Genomic DNA, 16986 nt, shown 5'->3' on the forward strand with positions numbered 1-16986 from the left:
ACGATGAGGCGGCTGCGCGCGGTGCGTGCCGCCGAGGTGCCGCAGGCGCTGCGGGCGGCGCTCGCCGGCGGCGACGCCGTCCTGCCGCTCGCCGAGGGCGCCGAGCGCCCGCATGACCTTCCCGGGCAGGTCCCGCAGCGCGTCGCCGTCGTGGTCGAGACGAGCGGGTCGAGCGGCCGGCCGAAGCGCGTGATGCTGAGCGCGGATGCCCTGCTCGCGAGCGCCGCGGCGTCGGCGTCGGCCTTCGGTGGGCCGGGACAGTGGATGCTCGCGCTGCCGACCCACTACATCGCCGGGCTCAACGTGCTCGTGCGATCGATCGCAGCCCAGAACGACCCGGTGCCGCTCGTCGGCCGGTTCGAGCCGCAGGCGTTCATCGAGGCCGTCGGCCGGATGGACGCGTCCCGCCGGTACGTCGCGCTCGTCCCGACCCAGCTCGCCCGGATACTCGAGCATCCGGAGGCCCGGCGCGCCGCCCTCCGGCTCGACCGCATCCTCGTCGGCGGACAGGCGACCCCGGCCACGTTGCTCGCCGAGGCGCTCGACGCCGGACTCGCCGTGAGCCGCAGCTACGGGTCGAGCGAGACCAGCGGCGGGTGCGTCTACGACGGCCGGCCCATCGGCGACACCCGCCTGCGGATCGTCGACGGGCAGGTGCAGGTCGCGGGCAGCGTGCTTGCGGAGGGGTACCTCGCCGACGAGCAACTCACGGCCGAGCGTTTCGTCGACGACGCGGGGGAGCGGTGGTACCGCACCGGCGACCTCGGGCGCCTCGGCGACGGCGGTCCGCTCGAGGTGACCGGCCGCGCCGACGACGTGATCATCAGCGGCGGCGTGAAGGTGTCACTCGGCGCCGTCGAGCGGGTCGTGCGCGACCTGCCGGGGCTCGCGGATGCGGTGGTCGTCGCCGCGCCGCACCCGGAGTGGGGTGATGTGCCGGTCGTCGTGACCACGCACACCGCCGACCTCGACGGGATGCGGGCTGCGGTGGGGCACGCGCTCGGCGCGGCCGCTCGCCCGTTCCGGGTGCTCGTGGTCGACGAGCTGCCGCTGCTGCCGTCCGGCAAACCGGATCGGCGCGAGCTCACGGTCCGAGCCGCGCAGCGCTGAAGGCGGTGTGATCGGCCTCGAATCCCGCCAGGGGTGAGGGGCATCGTTCGCGCCCGCTGGGCGTCCGCCGTCTCGCTTCGATCGGCGGAGATCCGCCTCGGTGCAGCGAATCGGGTCTTGACATTGACCCTGCATCAACGCCTCATGCTGTCGCCGAGGCGCCGGCGTCGGCCGATCGGCAGCGTCATACGCGCGCCTCGACCGATATCCACCGGACCACGAGGACAGCGAATGTTTGTTTCAGTCTCAGGGCTCGCGAAGAGCTACGACACCGGCGTGGTGACGCCGGTTCTCCGAGGCGTCGATCTCCAACTCGATCAGGGACGGATCGGCGTCATCCTCGGCCCATCCGGGTCGGGCAAGTCGACGCTGATGAACGTGATCGGCGGTCTCGATCGGCCGGACGACGGCTCGGTCGAGGTGGACGGACAGCGCATCACCGACTTCAACGACGCCGGGCTCGCCGAGTACAGGCGGGACCGCGTCGGGTTCGTCTTCCAGTTCTACAACCTCGTGCCGAACCTCACGGCCGGCGAGAACATCGACGTCGTCTCCAACATCAGCAGGCAGCCACTGTCGACCGGCGAGGTGCTCTCCGCTGTGGGGCTGTCCGACAAGAAGCATCGGTTCCCGAGGGAGCTCTCGGGCGGCGAGCAGCAGCGTGTCGCGATAGCGCGAGCGATCGTGAAGAACCCCAAGCTCCTGCTGTGCGACGAGCCCACCGGGGCCCTGGACGCGGAGGCGTCCCGCGACGTGCTCGCCCTCATCCAGCAGGTCAACGCCGACTTCGGCACGACCGTCCTGATGATCACCCACAACGAGGCGATCGCCGACATGGCCCACAGCGTCTTCCGCATGCGAAGCGGTGACGTCGTGACCGCGACGCACAACGCCCAGCCCATTCCCGCCGAGAGGATCGACTGGTGACGGCGCTGGGCCGGCGCGTCCGGCGGATGATCGCCGAGCGCAAGGGCCGGTTCGTCGGCACCGTCATCCTCGTGCTCGTCGGCAGCTTCTACTTCACCGCCGCCACCGGAATCGCGGGCAGCCTCGAGCGGATGGTCGTCGGGTTCGCCGAGGAGAACAGGCAGGAGGATCTCACCTTCACCACGGATCGCCCCCTTCGGGACATCCCGGCGCGGGAGGCGGACCTCGCGGCCGTGATCGACGAGCAGTCGCAGCACGAGGTCGCCCTCCCCGGCGCCGAACTCCGGCTCCTCGAAGCGGGGACGGAGGTCAACACCTCGAGGATCATGTCGGGACGCGATCTGGAGAACCCCGGGGAGGTCCTGCTCGATCCGCGGTTCTTCGCCGCGCAGAACCGGCAGCTCGGCGACGAGATCACTCTCGACGGCCGGTCCTTCACCGTCGTCGGCACGGTGGCCGTGCCGAACTACGTCTACATCCTCAAGAACTACCACGATGTCCTGCCCACCACCGGCTTCGGCATCGGCGTCATCTCGGCCCCCGACATGACGGCATTGCGGGACGCGGAGGGGGCACCGGACCCGAGCGCGACCTACAGCGTGCGCTTCACCGAGCGGGAGGGACTCGACGAGCGGATCGACCGGTTCCGCGAGCAGATCAGCCGGGACGGATACGCCATCACGGAGTGGAGGGCGGCCGACGACAACCCTCGGATCAGCATGCCGTGGGGCAACATCACGAGCATGCAGTCGATGAGCCTGCCGGTGTCGATCGCGTTCTTCCTGCTCAGCAGCGTGGTCGTCAGTGTGATCGTCATGCGGGCGGTCAAGTCCGACAGCATCGTGATCGGCACGCTCTATGCGCTCGGCTACCGGCGGCGGGAACTCATCCGGCACTACCTCATCATCCCGGTGCTGATCGCCGGCCTCGGCGGTATCGCCGGCGTGCTGCTGGCGCTGCCCGCCGTGGGACCGTTCGTCAGCACGATGCTGGCGACCTACAACCTGCCGGACACGGTTGTCTTCTTCACGCCACTGAACCTGGCGGTCGCCGTGCTCGTGCCGGTCGTGCTGATCGGCATGGTGAGCCTGCTGGCGATGCGCCGCGTGCTCCGCACGCGCGCCGCCGACCTCATGAGAGGCACCGAGCGGTCCGCGAGGGTGAACGTCCTCGAGCGCGCTCTACGGCTGGACCGGTTGCCGTTCGCGAGGACGTTCCGCATCCGCGAACAGCTGCGCAGCATCCCGCGTCTGGTGTTCCTGCTGCTCGGGGTCGCCGCGGCGTCGACGGTCATGCTGTTCGGCCTCACGTTCAGCAATTCGATGAACACCGTCACCGAGAAGGGCGCGTTGGCGCGCTACGAATACCCCCTTGAGTACAACTTCACGGCGCTGCGCAATCTGCACGAGGACCCTCTCCCCGAGGGAGCCGAGCCGTATCACGCGACCCGTGTACATCCCGAGGGCCGGGAGTCGGCCACGTTCTACCTCACGGGACTCCTGCCCGACTCGGTGGGGATGAGGCTGAAGGATTCACGAGGTGACGAACTGCGGAGGGACCAGGTGAACGTCACCTCGCCGCTCGCCGACCGTCTGGGGATCTCCCAGGGCGACACCGTGCGGGTGGTGAACGAGCTCACCGGGGCCGCCTACAGCTTCCGGATCGACGGGATCGTCCACGCCTACGGCGAGCAGTTCATCACGATGCCGCTCGACGACTTCAACCGACTGACCGGCTACCCGGAGGGGAGCTACCGCACGGTGCTCGCCAGTCACGAGATGGAATTCGACGAGGCGGAGCTCTCAGGGGTACTCGACACCCGGGATCCCGACGCCTTCGACGACATCGGCGCGCCCACGGGGCTCGTGGTCGGCTCGGTGACGGCCGTCGCGGCGCTGATCGCCGTCATCATCCTGTCGCTCGTCACGTCCCTCATCATCGACGAGAACCGCAGCACCATCTCGCTGCTGAAGATCCTCGGCTACCGCAGGAAGGAGGTGGCGAAGTTGATCCTCGGCAGCACGACCCCCGCGGTCATCGCGGGGTTCGCGCTCGGGGTGCCGTTGATGCTCGTGTTCGCGGACACGCTGTTCGACCTCGTCGCGGAGACCGCCAACATGGTGCTCCCGGTGATGATGAGCCCGCTGGACATCCTCATCAGCTTCGTCGTGATCATGGTCGTGTATCGGATCACCAGGTGGATCTCGGGACGGAGGCTCGCGAAGGTGTCGATGAGCGAGGCCCTCAAGGCCGAGTGATCCGCCCCGACGGCGCGCCGGGTGCTCGACGGAGGCGATCCAGGACGATTTGCGCGACGACCCTTGACCCTGACGCTGCGTCAGCCCTTCAGTCTCGTCGTCATGAACACTTCACTCTCCTGGATCGAGAGGCTGGTCGGCAGCCTCGACGACAAGAAGCAGTACCGGGACTACCGAGCACGCGTGTCGGGACTCCCCGCGGACTACCGCGCCACGGCCGATGCGCTCGAGCGCTACCTCACTCACGTGGGGCCCACCTCCGATTCCGCGACGCTGCTGGCGCTGCTCACCGACTCGGTCGAGACGCTCGAGCGGGGCGTCGAACGGGGCGACACCGTCGCCGCAGTCGTCGGCGACGACCCGACGGTCTTCGCCGACGACCTGCTGGCTCGGCACCCCGGCGAGAGCTGGCTGGACGGCTGGATCGGCACGGAACGACGCCGCCTCGCGGATGCGGTGCGCGCCGCGACCGCGGGAGGTGCACGATGAGCGCGACGGCCGCTCCGGCCATCGCCGTCCGCGGCATCGAGAAGTCCTACAAGGACCTCCACGTGCTGCGGGGCGTCGATCTGGAGGTGCAGCGCGGCACGGTGTTCGCGCTGCTCGGATCGAACGGCGCCGGAAAGACGACCCTCGTGAGGATCCTCGCGACGCTGCTGAAGGCGGACGCGGGCACCGCGTCCGTCGGCGGCCTCGACGTCGCGAAGCAGTCCGCCCAGGTCCGCGAGGCGATCAGCCTCACGGGCCAGTTCGCGGCAGTCGACGAACGCCTGACCGGACGTGAGAACCTCGTGCTCATCGCCCGGCTCCGCCACCTGCGTTCACCCGGTGCGATCGCGGACGAACTGCTCGCCCGCTTCTCGCTCACCGAGGCCGGCGGTCGGAAGGCGTCCACCTACTCCGGCGGCATGCGCCGCCGGCTCGACATCGCCATGAGCCTCATCGGCAACCCGAGCGTGATCTTCCTCGACGAGCCCACCACGGGCCTCGACCCCGAGGCCAGGCAGGAGGTGTGGGAGACCGTACGCCAGCTCGTCGGCGAGGGCACCACCGTTCTGCTCACCACCCAGTACCTCGAGGAGGCGGAGCAGCTGGCCGACCGCATCGCGATCCTGCATCAGGGCCGCATCATCGTCGACGGCACCCTCGCCGAGCTCAAGAAGCTGCTGCCTGCCGCGACCGTCGAGTACGTCGAGAAGCAGCCCACCCTCGAGGAGGTGTTCTTCGCCCTCACCGGCGGGGGCACCGACGACACGACAGACGCCGCGACGGCGCAGAGATAGAGGACCGACATGACCAAGCACTTCCTCGGCGACACCGCCGTGCTCACCGGGCGCTCGCTCACGCACATCGTGCGCAGCCCGGACACCATCATCACGACCGCGGTGACCCCGATCGCGATCATGCTGCTGTTCGTCTACGTGTTCGGAGGTGCCATCGACATCGGCGGCGCGACCGAATCGTACGTCGGGTACCTGCTGCCGGGCATCCTGCTGATCACCGTCGCGTCGGGGATCTCCTACACGGCGTACCGGCTGTTCCTCGACATGCAGGGCGGCATCTTCGAACGGTTCCAGTCCATGCCGATCTCGCGGGCCTCCGTGCTCTGGGCGCACGTGCTGACCTCGCTCATCGCGAACCTCGTGTCGCTCGCGCTCGTGGTGGGCGTGGCGCTGATCATGGGGTTTCGCACCGGAGCCGATGTCGGCGCGTGGCTCGCGGTGCTCGGCATCATGGCCTTGTTCACCCTCGCCCTGACCTGGCTCGCCGTGATCCCGGGCCTGACCGCGAGCTCGGTCGAGGGGGCCAGCGCGTTCTCGTACCCGCTGATCTTCCTTCCCTTCATCAGCTCCGCTTTCGCTCCCACGGAATCGATGCCCGGCCCCGTGCGCTGGTTCGCCGAGAACCAGCCGGTCACCTCGATCGTCGACTCGATCCGCGCGATCTTCTCCGGGCAGCCGGTCGGCGGGGACCTGTGGGTCGCCCTCGCCTGGTGTCTCGGCATCCTCGTGGTCGCGTTCGCCTTCGCCATGGCGACGTACCGGCGGAAGATCTCCTGACGGGCATGCGCCGGAGTCGGCACAGGAAGGGCAGGATCGAATCGTGCTGACCATCAGTCAATTGGCCGCGTACGCCGGAGTGACCGTGCGGGCCGTGCGCCACTATCACCAGATCGGACTGCTGCCGGAGCCCGAGCGCGATCGCTCGGGCTACCGGCGGTACGGCGCACACGCCGTCGTGTCTCTCGTGAAGATCGCCACACTCGCCGACGCGGGCGTGCCGCTGTCGGAGATCGGCGATCTGGTCGAGGCGGATGAGGAGACGTTCGCGGCAGCCGTCCGGCGCATCGACAGACGCCTCAGCGACGAGATCGCCCGCCTCGAGCGCAGCCGCACCTCGATCGCGGAACTGGCGGCGGGGGATGCGCTCCTGCTGCCGCGGGAGGTCGTCGCCTACCTCGACCGGCTGCGGGAGCTCGGCGTGTCGGGACCGGTGCTGGCCGGCGAGCGCGACGGCTGGATCCTGATGGCGGCCCGATGGCCCGACCGGGTGCGGGACTGGATGCCGGGCAAGCTCGCCTCGCTCGACGACCCCCGCATCGTGCGGCTCTACCGTGTGCTCTCGCTGCTCTTCGACAAGAGCGAACTCGACGAGCCGCTCATGAACGAGGCGGCTGATCTCATGGCGGAGCTCGCTGAGCAGGCCTACGAGGCGGACTACAACACGGCCCAGGAAGCCCAGGAGGACGCGGTGCCGTTCGATCTGCTCGAGCTGCTGGCGCTCGAGACCGATCCACGCGCGACGCGGATGGTAGAGCTGATGCGCGAACGCGGCTGGGAGGGGTGGACCCGCCTCGAGAAGGTCGAGCCGCGCGCGACACCGAGGTAGAGACCTGCGTCGGTCAGCCGCCCCTCCGCCGGATCGGTACGATTCACGGCGTGGTAGCACGACAGCAGCGCATCGACCCCCGGAAGGTGAACCGCGCGACGCGGCCGCAGGCGAAGGGCGGACGCAAGTCCGGGCCTCCTCCGGTGCGCAAGGCGACCGCCGCCGACTGGATCGCCGGCGCGCGCATCCGCACCCTCCCGCTCGCGATCGCGCCGGTCGCTCTCGGCAGCGCGTGCGCGTACCTGCTGAGCATGCCCGGTGTGCACTGGGTGCGCGCGCTGCTCTGCCTCGCCGTCGCGCTCTTGCTGCAGATCGCCGTCAACTACGCCAACGACTACTCCGACGGCGTGCGCGGCACCGACAATCACCGCGTCGGTCCGTCACGGCTCACCGGATCGGGTGCCGCGAAGCCGCGCACCGTGCTCACGGTCGCGCTCGTGTTCTTCGGTCTCGCGGCGCTCGCCGGCCTCGCCGTCGTGGTGCTCGGCCAGCAATGGTGGCTCGTCGCCGTCGGCGCCGCCTGCCTCGTCGCGGGCTGGTTCTACACGGGAGGCAAGCGCCCCTACGGCTATTACGGCCTCGGCGAGGTGTTCGTCTTCATCTTCTTCGGACTCGTCGCGACCCTCGGCACGATGTACGTGCAGGTCGGAGAGGTGTCGCTCGAGGCGTGGCTGTGCGCCGCCGCCATCGGGTCGATCTCGTGCGCGGTGCTCGTCGTCAACAACATCCGCGATCGTGAGCAGGATGCCCTCGCGGGCAAGCGAACGCTGACGGTGCTCATCGGCGATCGCGCCTCGCGCATCCTGTTCACCGTGCTGCTCGTGCTGGTGCCGTTCGGCATCCTGGTGTTCTTCGCGATCTTCTACGTGAACGCGTACCTCGTGTACTTCGTGCTGCTCGCGGCGATCCCCGCCGCGGTCATCACCCTCTTCGCGAAGACACCGCCGGAGTTGATCGTGGCACTACGGCTCGCGACCGTCACCGCTCTGACGTTCGGGCTGGGCCTCGCCGCCGCGATCGCCTTCTGACGGGGCGCTCCCCGGCGCGCGCGGCGTCGCGAGCGCATCCTCGGCGTCCTCGTCGTCGTCGACCGGCGGCTTCTCGCGGCGGGCTCGGAACTCCGCCGCCGCCGCGTCGCGCAGCCGACCGAAGAACACGTACGCGATGCATAGGCCGACGATGGCGGCGATGGGGGCCGAGAGCCACCAGTCGAGACCGACCAGCATGAGCACGGTGAACACGACCGCGAACAGGCCCACGCGCAGTGCGCCGTAGAGGAGACCGGGTCGTTTCACGGCCCTCAGTCTAGGCTCGACCGGCTCCCGGTCGGCCCCCAGCGGATGGATCTACACTGTGTAGATGGCCCGGCTACTGGTCGTTCTCCCGTTCCTCGTCCTCGTGACGATGGTGTGGGCGATCGTCGATCTCATCATGATCGATGAGTCGCGCGTGCGCGGGGTGAACAAGCTCGTGTGGGCTCTCATCATCATCCTCCTCCCGGTGATCGGGGCGGCGCTGTGGTTCTTCCTCGGTCGCGAACGCGGCGGCAAGCGCCCCGCCTCGCGCCAGGTCGCCCCGGATGACGACCCCGCATTCCTGGAGCGTCTGAACCGCGACAGCGAGGAGCGCATCCGCAAGCTCGAGCAGGAGCTCGCCGACCTCGACGATGACCCGCCCGCGACCAAGGAGTGAGTCGCCCGCCACCGACTTCTCGGTGGCCCTGCTCGACGAATTCGTGCGTCTCGGTGTGCGCGACCTCGTGCTCTGCCCCGGTTCGCGCTCGCAAGCGCTCGCGCTCGCGGCGGCGGAGTTCGAGCGGCTCGGCGCGCTGACGCTGCACGTGCGGATCGACGAGCGGGTCGCCGGGTTCGTGGCGCTCGGTCTCGCCGCGGAATCGCGTCGACCCGTGCTCGTGGTGAGCACCTCCGGCACCGCCGTAGCGAACCTGCACCCGGCCGTGCTCGAGGCGCACCACTCCGGTGTTCCGGTGATCGTGCTGAGCGCGGACCGGCCGGATGAGTTGCGCGGCATCGGTGCGAACCAGACGACGGAGCAGCGCGGCATCTTCGGCCCGCAGATCCCGACGACCGACGTTCCGGCGCCGACCGGGGCGGAGCGCGAACCGGAGTACGCGGCCCGCATCGCGCGCGACGCGGTGGCGTCGGCGCGCGGCGCAGTGCACGTGAACCTGTCGTTCCGCGAACCGCTGTCGGCCGCGATCACGCTCGACGGCGTCGACACGGAGTGGACGGCCCCCGCATCCGCCACCCCGATCGAACCCGTCGCCCTCGAACCCGCGGCCGGCACCGTCGTCGTCGCCGGACACGACGCCGGCGACGCGGCGGAACGACTCGCCCGCGAGCTGGGTGCGCCGCTGCTCGCCGAGGTGTCGAGCGGGGCCCGGTTCGGCCCGAACCTCGTCGTCGCCTATCGGGAGCTGCTCGCCGAGCCGGGGTTCGGCGACGAGGTGCGACGCGCGATCGTGGTCGGGCATCCGACGCTGAGCCGCGAGATCCCCGCTCTGCTGCACCGCCCCGACGTCGAGGTCGTCGTCGTGCGCGGGCGTACGAGCGAACCGTACGACCCGGGCCGCACCGCGCGCATCGTCGACGCGATCGCTGTGCACGGTGAGCCCGAGCGGTCCTGGGCACGCCCGTGGGTCGGACGCTGGGTCGCGGCGTCGCGGATGCTGCTCGAACAGCCCTCGACGGCACCCCCGATCGACGCGTCCCGGTCGAGCACCCCGGCCGAGCAGTCCGCCTACGCGAAGCACGTGCTCGCCGAGCTGCGCCGTCCGGTGGACCGGCGGATGCTCGTCGAGGCGGTGTGGGCAGCCACCTGGCCGCACGACCGGCTCGTGCTCGGCGCGTCACGGCTCATCCGCGAAGCCGATCGTGTTGTGCCCGGCAAGCGCATCCGCGTGCACGCCAACCGCGGTCTCGCCGGCATCGACGGCACCGTCTCGACCGCGACGGGCATCGACCTCGCTGTCGGCGCCGAACGGGAAGCGGCCGGTGCCGCTCGCGGGGTGACGCGCGTGCTGCTCGGCGACCTGACCCTGCTGCACGACCAGGGTGGGCTCGGGCTCGTGCCCGGGGAGCCGACGCCCCGACTGCAGGTCATCGTCGGGAACGACGGCGGCGGCACGATCTTCGACGGACTCGAGGTCGCGGCGAGCGCCGACACCGCCGCGCTCGAGCGGGTCATGCTCACCCCGCAGCGGGTCGACCTCGCGGCGCTCGCCGCCGCGCACGGGTGGGAGTACCGACGCGCCGCCACCCGCAGCGAACTCGACCAGGCGCTCACCGCATCCGAACTGCCGGTGCTCATCGAGGTGCCGCTCGAGCGCTGACCCGTGCTCCTCGTCGTGCCTCAACGCTGAGTTGCGGACAACTGCGGGAACGCGGGCCGGGATTCCCGCACTTCTCCGCAACTCACGGGAGGGTGAGTCGGGGCGCGCCGGCGGGAGTCGCGCGCCCGCTGGGAATCGATGCGCCGACGCGAGCGCCAGGGCTAGCGTGACCGCATGTTGGATGAACTGCGTGTGCGCCCCGGCCTCGACCTCGCCCGAATCGACCCGCACTCGACCCCCGGCTGGACGGACGGCCGCGCCGCCGCGGAGCAGACGATGCACGACCAGCTCGACGAGCTGTCGGAGCTGCAGGAGAAACTGTTCGCCCACGGCCGGCAGGGCGGCACCCGGCGGGTGCTGCTCGTGCTGCAGGCGATGGACACGGCCGGAAAGGGCGGAGTGGTGCGGCACGTCGTCGGTGCGGTCGATCCGCAGGGCGTGCGCATCGCGTCGTTCGGGGCGCCGACACCGGAGGAACTCGAACACGACTTCCTCTGGCGCATCCGGGCCCAGCTACCGCAGGCGGGCAAGATCGGCGTCTTCGACCGCTCGCACTACGAAGACCTGCTCGTGCCGGCGGTGCGGCAGGGACGCTCCGAGGACGAGCTCGCCGACCGCGTCACCGCCATCCGGGACTTCGAGGCCGAGCTCGCCGCCGAGGGCACCGTCGTGCGCAAGGTGATGCTGCACATCTCGCGCGACGAGCAGAAGGAGCGACTGCGCAAGCGGCTCGAGCGCGCCGACAAGCACTGGAAGTACAACCCGCACGACCTCGAGGACCGGGCCCGGTGGGACCGCTTCCAGGCCGCGTACCGCTGGATGCTGCAGGCGACGGATGCGGACGAGGCCCCCTGGTACGTCGTGCCGGCCGATCGCAAGTGGTTCGCCCGCTTCGCCGTGCACACGATCCTGCTCGAGGCGCTGCGCGGTCTCGACCTCGACTGGCCCGAGGCGGACTTCGACGTGGAGGCAGAGAAGCGCCGTCTCGAGGCGAGCTGACCCGTTCCCTGCGCCCGTCGTTCCCTGAGCTTGTCGAAGGGAACTGTCGTGCGACTCGCTTCGACGGGCTCAGCGGGCGTGTCCGTTCCCTGAGCTTGTCGAAGGGAACTGTCGTACGACTCGCTTCGACGGGTTCAGCGAGCGTGCCCCGTTCCCTGAGCTTGTCGAAGGGAACTGTCGTGCGACTCGCTTCGACAGGCTCTGCGGGCGTGCCGCTCAGCGAGCGCGGGTCAGGCGAGGGCGTCGAGCACCGGGCGGAACTTGAGGCTCGTCTCCGCGAGCTCGCGTTCCGGTACCGACTCGGCGACGATCCCCGCCCCGGCGAACGCCGTGACCATGCCGTCGTCGGAGAGCTGCGCCCCGCGCAGCGCGATCGCCCAGTCGCCGTCGCCCTCCTCGTCGACCCAGCCGACCGGTCCGGCATAGCGACCGCGGTCGTGCCGTTCGAGGTCCGCGATCGTCCGCAGGGCCACCTCGCGCGGAGAGCCGGCGACCGCGGCGGTCGGATGCAGTGCGGCGACGAGGTCGAGCACCGTCGCGCTACCGGCGAGGGTGCCCTCGACGTCGCTCGCGAGGTGCCACAGGTTCGGCAGCTTGAGAGTGAACGGCTGCTCGCTCGCCGCGACGCCGGTGCTGAACGGACGCAGCGCGCCGAGCACGCTGCGCAGCGCGTAGCCGTGCTCGCCGAGGTCCTTGCTCGAGGTGGCGAGCGCGGTCGCCCGCGCGCGATCGGCCGCCGCGTCCTCACCTCGGGCGGTGCTGCCCGCGAGTACCCGGGCGGTGACGGTGCGGTTGTGCACGCTCACGAGCGTCTCGGGGCTCGAGCCGAACAGGCCGTCGACGGCGTGGGTCCAGGTGTCCGGGTAGGCGGTGGCGAGGGAGGCGAGCACGGCCCGGCGGTCGGCGGTGTCGGGCAGCCGACCGGTCAGCGACCGGGCGAGCACGACCTTGCTGAGCTCGCCCGAGCGGATGCGGTCGACGGCCTCGCCGACGGCCGCGACGAATCCCTCGGGCGAGGGTGTCCCGGCGGAGAGTCGCACGGCGCCGGCCGAGCCGATCGGCCGCGGACGCGACGACGCGTATCCGCCGCCCCCGGAGACCTCGGTCACCCAGCACACGCCCTCGCGACGCCCGAACAGCATCCGCGGCACGACGAGCACGCTCGACTCGGCCGAGTGGTCGGCGAACGCGAAACTGCCGAACGCGATGAGGCCGGATCCGGCGCGACGCACCTGGTCGTCGATGGTCGCGGTGGCGACGACGCGGCGCCAGGCGTCCGCGGCATCCGATATGCGGCGCGGGCCGTGGAACTCCAGCCGCAGCGCCTCACCCACCCCGACGATGCCGTCGCCGCGACGCAGGAACACCAGCGGATGCCGCGGGTCGGCGTAGGGGAGCAGATCGTCGATCTCATCGCACGGCCGCGACCTCGCGGTGAGGGCCGGCAGGTGCAGGTCGGTGAGCGTCGACACGGGGGAGTTGCTCACCCCTTCACCCTACGCCGGGGCACAGGCCCCTCCCCGCGCGGAACCTGGGCGCCGACTAGACTGGATCGTTGTGAGCCGCGCCGACATGAACAAGCGACCCGAGCAGGTCGCGGGCATGTTCGATGGGGTCGCCCGGGGATACGACCGCACGAACAATCTGCTGTCGATGGGCAACGCGCCGCTCTGGCGCATCGCCACCGTCAAGGCGGTCGAACCGCAGCCGGGTCAGCGCATTCTCGACCTCGCCGCCGGCACCGGCACGAGCAGCGCCGCCCTCGCGCGCACCGGGGCGACCGTCGTCGGCGTCGACATCTCGCCCGGGATGATCGCCGAGGCCCGCGAGCGTCACCCGCAGCTGGAGTTCGTCGAAGCGAACGCCGAGAAGCTGCCGTTCGGCGACGACGAGTTCGACGCCGTCACGATCAGCTTCGGGCTGCGCAACGTCGAGCATCCGCGCACCGCGCTCGCCGAGATGTTCCGCGTCATGAAGCCCGGCGGACGGCTCGTCGTGTGCGAGTTCTCCCGCCCGCCGATCGCGCCCGTCCGTGCCGGCTACCACGCCTACCTGCGCTGGGTGATGCCGCGCGTCGTCGGCGCCACGAGCACCAACCCCGACGCCTACGGGTACCTCCGCGAGTCGATCGAGCAGTGGCCCGACCAGGCGACGCTGAGCCAGTGGATCCGCGGTGTCGGGTTCACCCGCGTCGCCCACCGCAACCTCACCGCGGGGGTGGTCGCGCTGCACCGCGGACACAAGCCGCAGGACCAGACGATCCTCGCTGCGGCCAAGCGCCGCCGCCAGCGGCGTCCGCGACCGGAGTGACCATGACCACCACCCCCTCCGGCCCTCGGGGACGGCGCAGCAACACGCTGACCTCGTCGCTCGGTCTCGGCGAGAAACTGTTCGCCTCGAGCGAGGAGCGACGCTTCGCCGCCGCGATCGAGCAGGGCCTCGACGAGGTCGAGGTCGGACTCCTCGAGGTCACGCGGTTCGCCGACGACCTCGCGGATGTGACCAGCCGCTACCTGCTCGAGGCGGGCGGCAAGCGGGTGCGGCCGGTGCTCACCCTGCTCACCGCGCAGCTCGGGGAGGGCAACAACCCCGACGTCATCGTCGCCGCGCAGACGGTGGAGATCACCCACCTCGCCTCGCTCTACCACGACGACGTCATGGACGAGGCGGAGCTGCGCCGCGGCGTGCCCTCCGCGCAGAACGTGTGGGGCAACTCGGTCGCCATCCTCACCGGCGACCTGCTCTTCGCCCGCGCGAGCGTGCTCATCTCCTCGCTCGGCGAGCGCGCCATCGCGATGCACGCCGCCACCTTCGAGCGCCTCGTGCTCGGCCAGCTGCACGAGACGATCGGCCCCCGCGACGGTGAGGACCCGATCGAGCACTACCTGCAGGTGCTCGCCGACAAGACCGGATCGCTCATCGCGACCGCCGCCGAGGTCGGGTTGGTGTTCTCGAACGCCCCGGAGGAGTACCGCGCCCCGCTGTCGGCGTTCGGGGAGCGGATCGGCGTCGCCTTCCAGCTCGTCGACGACATCATCGACCTCTCCGCCCGCACCGACGAGACCGGCAAGACCGCCGGCACGGATCTGCTCGCGGGTGTCTCCACCCTGCCGCTGCTCTACCTGCGGCGCGCGGCCGTCGACGACGACGAGGCCGCCGCGCTGCTCGCGAGCATCGAGGCCGAGGTCGACGCCGCGTTCGCCGGCGACCCGGACGCCCCGCCGAGCGTTGCGTTCCAGGAGGCGGTCGCGCGGTTGCGCGAACACCCAGTGACCGCCGCTACCCTGGCCGAGGCGCACCGCTGGGCTCGGGACGCGGTCGACGCGCTCGCCCCGCTCCCCGACGGTCCGGTGAAGAAGGCGCTCACGCGCTTCGCCGAGAGCATCGTCGAACGCAGCAGCTGACGACCCGCGTCATCCGCTGCCTGGCCGCGCTGCGCCGCGCAACGAAAGAGGAAGTATGACCAAGCTGCGACTCGCCATCGTGGGAGCCGGGCCCGCCGGCATCTACGCCGCCGACATCCTGCTCAAGCAGGAGAAGGCGTTCGACGTGTCGATCGACCTGTTCGAGCAGCTGCCGGCCCCGTACGGACTCGTGCGGTACGGCGTCGCCCCGGACCACCCCCGCATCAAGGGCATCATCGGCGCGCTGCGCGAGGTGCTCGACCGCGGCGACATCCGCATCTTCGGCAACGTGCTCTACGGTCGCGACATCACCCTCGACGACCTCAAGAAGCACTACAACGCGGTCATCTTCGCGACCGGTGCCGTGCGCGACGCCGACCTCGACATCCCGGGCATCGACCTCGAGGGCAGCTACGGGGCGGCCGAATTCGTCAGCTGGTACGACGGGCACCCCGACTTCCCGCGCGAATGGCCGCTCGAGGCGCAGAGCGTCGCGGTGATCGGCAACGGCAACGTCGCCCTCGACGTCGCCCGCATGCTGGCCAAGCACGCCGACGACCTGCTGCCGACCGAGATCCCCACCAACGTGTACGAGGGGCTCAAGAAGTCGCCGGTCACCGACGTGCATGTGTTCGGCCGCCGCGGTCCGATGCAGGTGAAGTTCACCCCGCTCGAACTGCGCGAGCTCGGCGAACTGCGTGACGTCGACATGATCGTCTACGACGAGGACTTCGACTACGACGAGGCCTCGCGCAACGCCATCTCGAGCAACAAGCAGGTCTTCGTGATCGACAAGGTGCTCACGCAGTGGCGTCAGCGCGAGACCGGGCAGGCCAGCCGGCGACTGCACCTGCACTTCTTCGCCCGCCCGGCCGAGGTGCTCGGCGAGGACGGCAAGGTCGTCGCGTTCCGCTACGAACGCACCGAACCGGATGGGGCGGGCGGCGTGCGCGGGACCGGCGAGTTCCGCGAGGTGCCGGTTCAGGCCGTGTATCGCGCGGTCGGCTACTTCGGTTCGCCGCTCGACGGCATCCCCTTCGACGACCGGCACGGCGTCATCCCGAACCACGAGGGCCAGGTGCTCGGCGACGACAACCAGCCGATGCCGGGCCTCTACGCGACGGGCTGGATCAAGCGCGGACCGGTGGGTCTCATCGGGCACACCAAGTCCGACGCGATGGAGACGGTCAGGCACGTCATCAACGACCAGGCGAGCTGGTGGACGCCGGAGCACCCGGACGAGGCCTCCGTGGAGGCCCTGCTCACCGAGCGCGGCGTCGACTTCACGACCCTCGACGGCTGGCACGCGCTCGACGAGCACGAGCTCGGTCTCGGTGCCGCCGAGGGCCGCACCCGCATCAAGGTCGTGCCGCGCGAGGAGATGGTCGCCATCTCGAACCGGCGCGCCTGACCGCTCGTGTTTGGTTTGGCGCGACCGCCGCGGCGGCGGCGGAACACCGCCGCGCCTCGGCGGTGGGATGATCGGGGAATGCACGCAGAACGGGGACCGGTCCAGCCGCCGGCCCTGCCGTCGCCCGACGAGGTGGCGGCGCAGTTCGGCGCGCCGCTGTTCACCTTCGTCGCGCAACCGCGCCTGGCGGAGTGGGCCATCAACGCCGAGCGCACCGACGGGACGATCGACACGGTCGCGGTGCTGTACTGGTACTTCGACGACCCGCACGCGCCCGCCTATCGCGACTCGCTGTGGGAGGCGGTGCGCACTGCTCGCCCGCGCGACCCGCAGCCCTCGCTCGCCGAGGCGACCGCGCGGCACCTCGAGCACGTCATCCGCAACGTCGGTGGCCGCCCCGAGCACATGAGCCTCGAGGAGTGGATGCGCTGGAACCCCCTGCCCGCTGTGCACGACGTGCGCGACACGACCCTCGTGGTGAACGGCGCGCACCGTCCGGCCGTGACGATCGAGCTGCCCCGCTGGGTCGGCTACGGCACGATCATCGGCGACAGCACGGTCACGGTCGCCGGCGACCGCGCGAAGCTCGACACGATCGACCTGGCCCTCGTGGAGCGCTGACCCGGCCTCGCTCGC

General features: G+C 70.5%; 17 protein-coding genes. 15 read left to right on the plus strand and 2 right to left on the minus strand.

Features of this window, described 5'->3' with window-relative positions:
* Nucleotides 1–3 precede the first annotated feature (3 nt).
* The 8 genes from CLV46_RS02225 (at nucleotide 4) to CLV46_RS02260 (ending at nucleotide 8212) form a co-directional block, all read left to right on the plus strand.
* Nucleotides 4–1110 (plus strand): AMP-binding protein, encoded by a 1107-nt coding sequence (locus tag CLV46_RS02225; protein WP_100363286.1) that lies wholly within the window; start codon nucleotides 4–6, stop codon nucleotides 1108–1110.
* A 231-nt stretch (nucleotides 1111–1341) separates the two neighbouring features.
* The gene (locus CLV46_RS02230) at nucleotides 1342–2037 is read left to right on the plus strand and encodes an ABC transporter ATP-binding protein (RefSeq protein WP_100363287.1); all 696 of its coding nucleotides are present in this window, start codon (nucleotides 1342–1344) and stop codon (nucleotides 2035–2037) included.
* Nucleotides 2034–4295, plus strand: coding sequence for an ABC transporter permease (locus CLV46_RS02235; RefSeq protein WP_100363288.1), 2262 nt, complete (start codon nucleotides 2034–2036; stop codon nucleotides 4293–4295). Before CLV46_RS02230 ends, CLV46_RS02235 begins: the two co-directional genes overlap by 4 nt.
* A 102-nt stretch (nucleotides 4296–4397) precedes the next feature.
* Nucleotides 4398–4784 carry a DUF1048 domain-containing protein gene (locus CLV46_RS02240; RefSeq protein ID WP_157802197.1) on the plus strand — a complete coding sequence of 129 codons (387 nt, stop codon included), beginning with the start codon at nucleotides 4398–4400 and terminating at the stop codon, nucleotides 4782–4784.
* Nucleotides 4781–5578: an ABC transporter ATP-binding protein gene (locus CLV46_RS02245; protein WP_100363290.1), complete on the plus strand. Its 798-nt coding sequence runs from the start codon at nucleotides 4781–4783 to the stop codon at nucleotides 5576–5578. The genes CLV46_RS02240 and CLV46_RS02245 overlap by 4 nt, the downstream gene beginning before the upstream one ends.
* A 9-nt stretch (nucleotides 5579–5587) precedes the next feature.
* Nucleotides 5588–6355 (plus strand): ABC transporter permease, encoded by a 768-nt coding sequence (locus tag CLV46_RS02250; RefSeq protein ID WP_100363291.1) that lies wholly within the window; start codon nucleotides 5588–5590, stop codon nucleotides 6353–6355.
* A gap of 43 nt (nucleotides 6356–6398) precedes the next feature.
* Nucleotides 6399–7184, plus strand: coding sequence for a MerR family transcriptional regulator (locus CLV46_RS02255; protein ID WP_100363292.1), 786 nt, complete (start codon nucleotides 6399–6401; stop codon nucleotides 7182–7184).
* Between the two features lie 50 nt (nucleotides 7185–7234).
* On the plus strand, nucleotides 7235–8212 hold the full coding sequence (locus CLV46_RS02260; RefSeq protein ID WP_425430399.1) for a 1,4-dihydroxy-2-naphthoate polyprenyltransferase: 978 nt from the start codon (nucleotides 7235–7237) through the stop codon (nucleotides 8210–8212).
* Here the strand turns inward: CLV46_RS02260 and CLV46_RS02265 are convergent.
* Nucleotides 8147–8479 (minus strand): DUF4229 domain-containing protein, encoded by a 333-nt coding sequence (locus tag CLV46_RS02265; protein WP_100363293.1) that lies wholly within the window; start codon nucleotides 8477–8479, stop codon nucleotides 8147–8149. The two genes, CLV46_RS02260 and CLV46_RS02265, sit on opposite strands and share 66 nt — an antisense overlap.
* 64 nt (nucleotides 8480–8543) lie before the next feature.
* On the opposite strand from CLV46_RS02265, the gene CLV46_RS02270 reads away from it, so the two are divergent.
* From CLV46_RS02270 to CLV46_RS02280, 3 genes are all read left to right on the plus strand, one after another.
* The gene (locus CLV46_RS02270) at nucleotides 8544–8876 is read left to right on the plus strand and encodes a PLDc N-terminal domain-containing protein (RefSeq protein ID WP_100363294.1); all 333 of its coding nucleotides are present in this window, start codon (nucleotides 8544–8546) and stop codon (nucleotides 8874–8876) included.
* Nucleotides 8851–10536, plus strand: a complete 1686-nt coding sequence (gene menD / locus CLV46_RS02275) for a 2-succinyl-5-enolpyruvyl-6-hydroxy-3-cyclohexene-1-carboxylic-acid synthase (RefSeq protein ID WP_100363295.1) — start codon at nucleotides 8851–8853, stop codon at nucleotides 10534–10536. Before CLV46_RS02270 ends, menD begins: the two co-directional genes overlap by 26 nt.
* 174 nt (nucleotides 10537–10710) lie before the next feature.
* Entirely contained in the window at nucleotides 10711–11535 is an 825-nt protein-coding gene (locus CLV46_RS02280) for a PPK2 family polyphosphate kinase (protein WP_100363296.1), read from the plus strand.
* Between the two features lie 230 nt (nucleotides 11536–11765).
* Here CLV46_RS02280 and CLV46_RS02285 read toward each other — a convergent pair whose 3' ends face one another.
* Nucleotides 11766–13022, minus strand: coding sequence for an isochorismate synthase (locus CLV46_RS02285; protein ID WP_245866438.1), 1257 nt, complete (start codon nucleotides 13020–13022; stop codon nucleotides 11766–11768).
* Between the two features lie 70 nt (nucleotides 13023–13092).
* Between CLV46_RS02285 and CLV46_RS02290 the strand changes: the two genes are divergently transcribed.
* The 4 genes from CLV46_RS02290 (at nucleotide 13093) to CLV46_RS02305 (ending at nucleotide 16971) form a co-directional block, all read left to right on the plus strand.
* A complete protein-coding gene (locus tag CLV46_RS02290) occupies nucleotides 13093–13845 on the plus strand; it encodes a class I SAM-dependent methyltransferase (protein ID WP_245866440.1) in 753 nt (250 codons plus the stop codon).
* Nucleotides 13846–13847: 2 nt separating this feature from the next.
* On the plus strand, nucleotides 13848–14939 hold the full coding sequence (locus tag CLV46_RS02295) for a polyprenyl synthetase family protein (protein ID WP_100363297.1): 1092 nt from the start codon (nucleotides 13848–13850) through the stop codon (nucleotides 14937–14939).
* A 55-nt stretch (nucleotides 14940–14994) separates the two neighbouring features.
* Nucleotides 14995–16350 carry an FAD-dependent oxidoreductase gene (locus CLV46_RS02300; RefSeq protein ID WP_100363298.1) on the plus strand — a complete coding sequence of 452 codons (1356 nt, stop codon included), beginning with the start codon at nucleotides 14995–14997 and terminating at the stop codon, nucleotides 16348–16350.
* Nucleotides 16351–16428: 78 nt separating this feature from the next.
* A complete protein-coding gene (locus CLV46_RS02305) occupies nucleotides 16429–16971 on the plus strand; it encodes a hypothetical protein (protein ID WP_100363299.1) in 543 nt (180 codons plus the stop codon).
* Nucleotides 16972–16986: the final 15 nt, after the last annotated feature.

Origin of the sequence: Diaminobutyricimonas aerilata (assembly GCF_002797715.1) — a bacterium.
GTDB lineage: Bacteria > Actinomycetota > Actinomycetes > Actinomycetales > Microbacteriaceae > Diaminobutyricimonas > Diaminobutyricimonas aerilata.

What these genes read in the sequence shown, in the direction of transcription:
- CLV46_RS02270 (WP_100363294.1), top strand. Translation starts at nt 8,544, where the DNA reads ATGGCCCGGCTACTGGTCGTTCTCCCGTTCCTCGTCCTCGTGACGATG.
- menD (WP_100363295.1), top strand. Translation starts at nt 8,851, where the DNA reads ATGACCCGCCCGCGACCAAGGAGTGAGTCGCCCGCCACCGACTTCTCG.
- CLV46_RS02225 (WP_100363286.1), top strand. Translation starts at nt 4, where the DNA reads ATGAGGCGGCTGCGCGCGGTGCGTGCCGCCGAGGTGCCGCAGGCGCTG.
- CLV46_RS02300 (WP_100363298.1), top strand. Translation starts at nt 14,995, where the DNA reads ATGACCAAGCTGCGACTCGCCATCGTGGGAGCCGGGCCCGCCGGCATC.
- CLV46_RS02305 (WP_100363299.1), top strand. Translation starts at nt 16,429, where the DNA reads ATGCACGCAGAACGGGGACCGGTCCAGCCGCCGGCCCTGCCGTCGCCC.
- CLV46_RS02295 (WP_100363297.1), top strand. Translation starts at nt 13,848, where the DNA reads ATGACCACCACCCCCTCCGGCCCTCGGGGACGGCGCAGCAACACGCTG.
- CLV46_RS02250 (WP_100363291.1), top strand. Translation starts at nt 5,588, where the DNA reads ATGACCAAGCACTTCCTCGGCGACACCGCCGTGCTCACCGGGCGCTCG.
- CLV46_RS02230 (WP_100363287.1), top strand. Translation starts at nt 1,342, where the DNA reads ATGTTTGTTTCAGTCTCAGGGCTCGCGAAGAGCTACGACACCGGCGTG.
- CLV46_RS02240 (WP_157802197.1), top strand. Translation starts at nt 4,398, where the DNA reads ATGAACACTTCACTCTCCTGGATCGAGAGGCTGGTCGGCAGCCTCGAC.
- CLV46_RS02280 (WP_100363296.1), top strand. Translation starts at nt 10,711, where the DNA reads ATGTTGGATGAACTGCGTGTGCGCCCCGGCCTCGACCTCGCCCGAATC.
- CLV46_RS02245 (WP_100363290.1), top strand. Translation starts at nt 4,781, where the DNA reads ATGAGCGCGACGGCCGCTCCGGCCATCGCCGTCCGCGGCATCGAGAAG.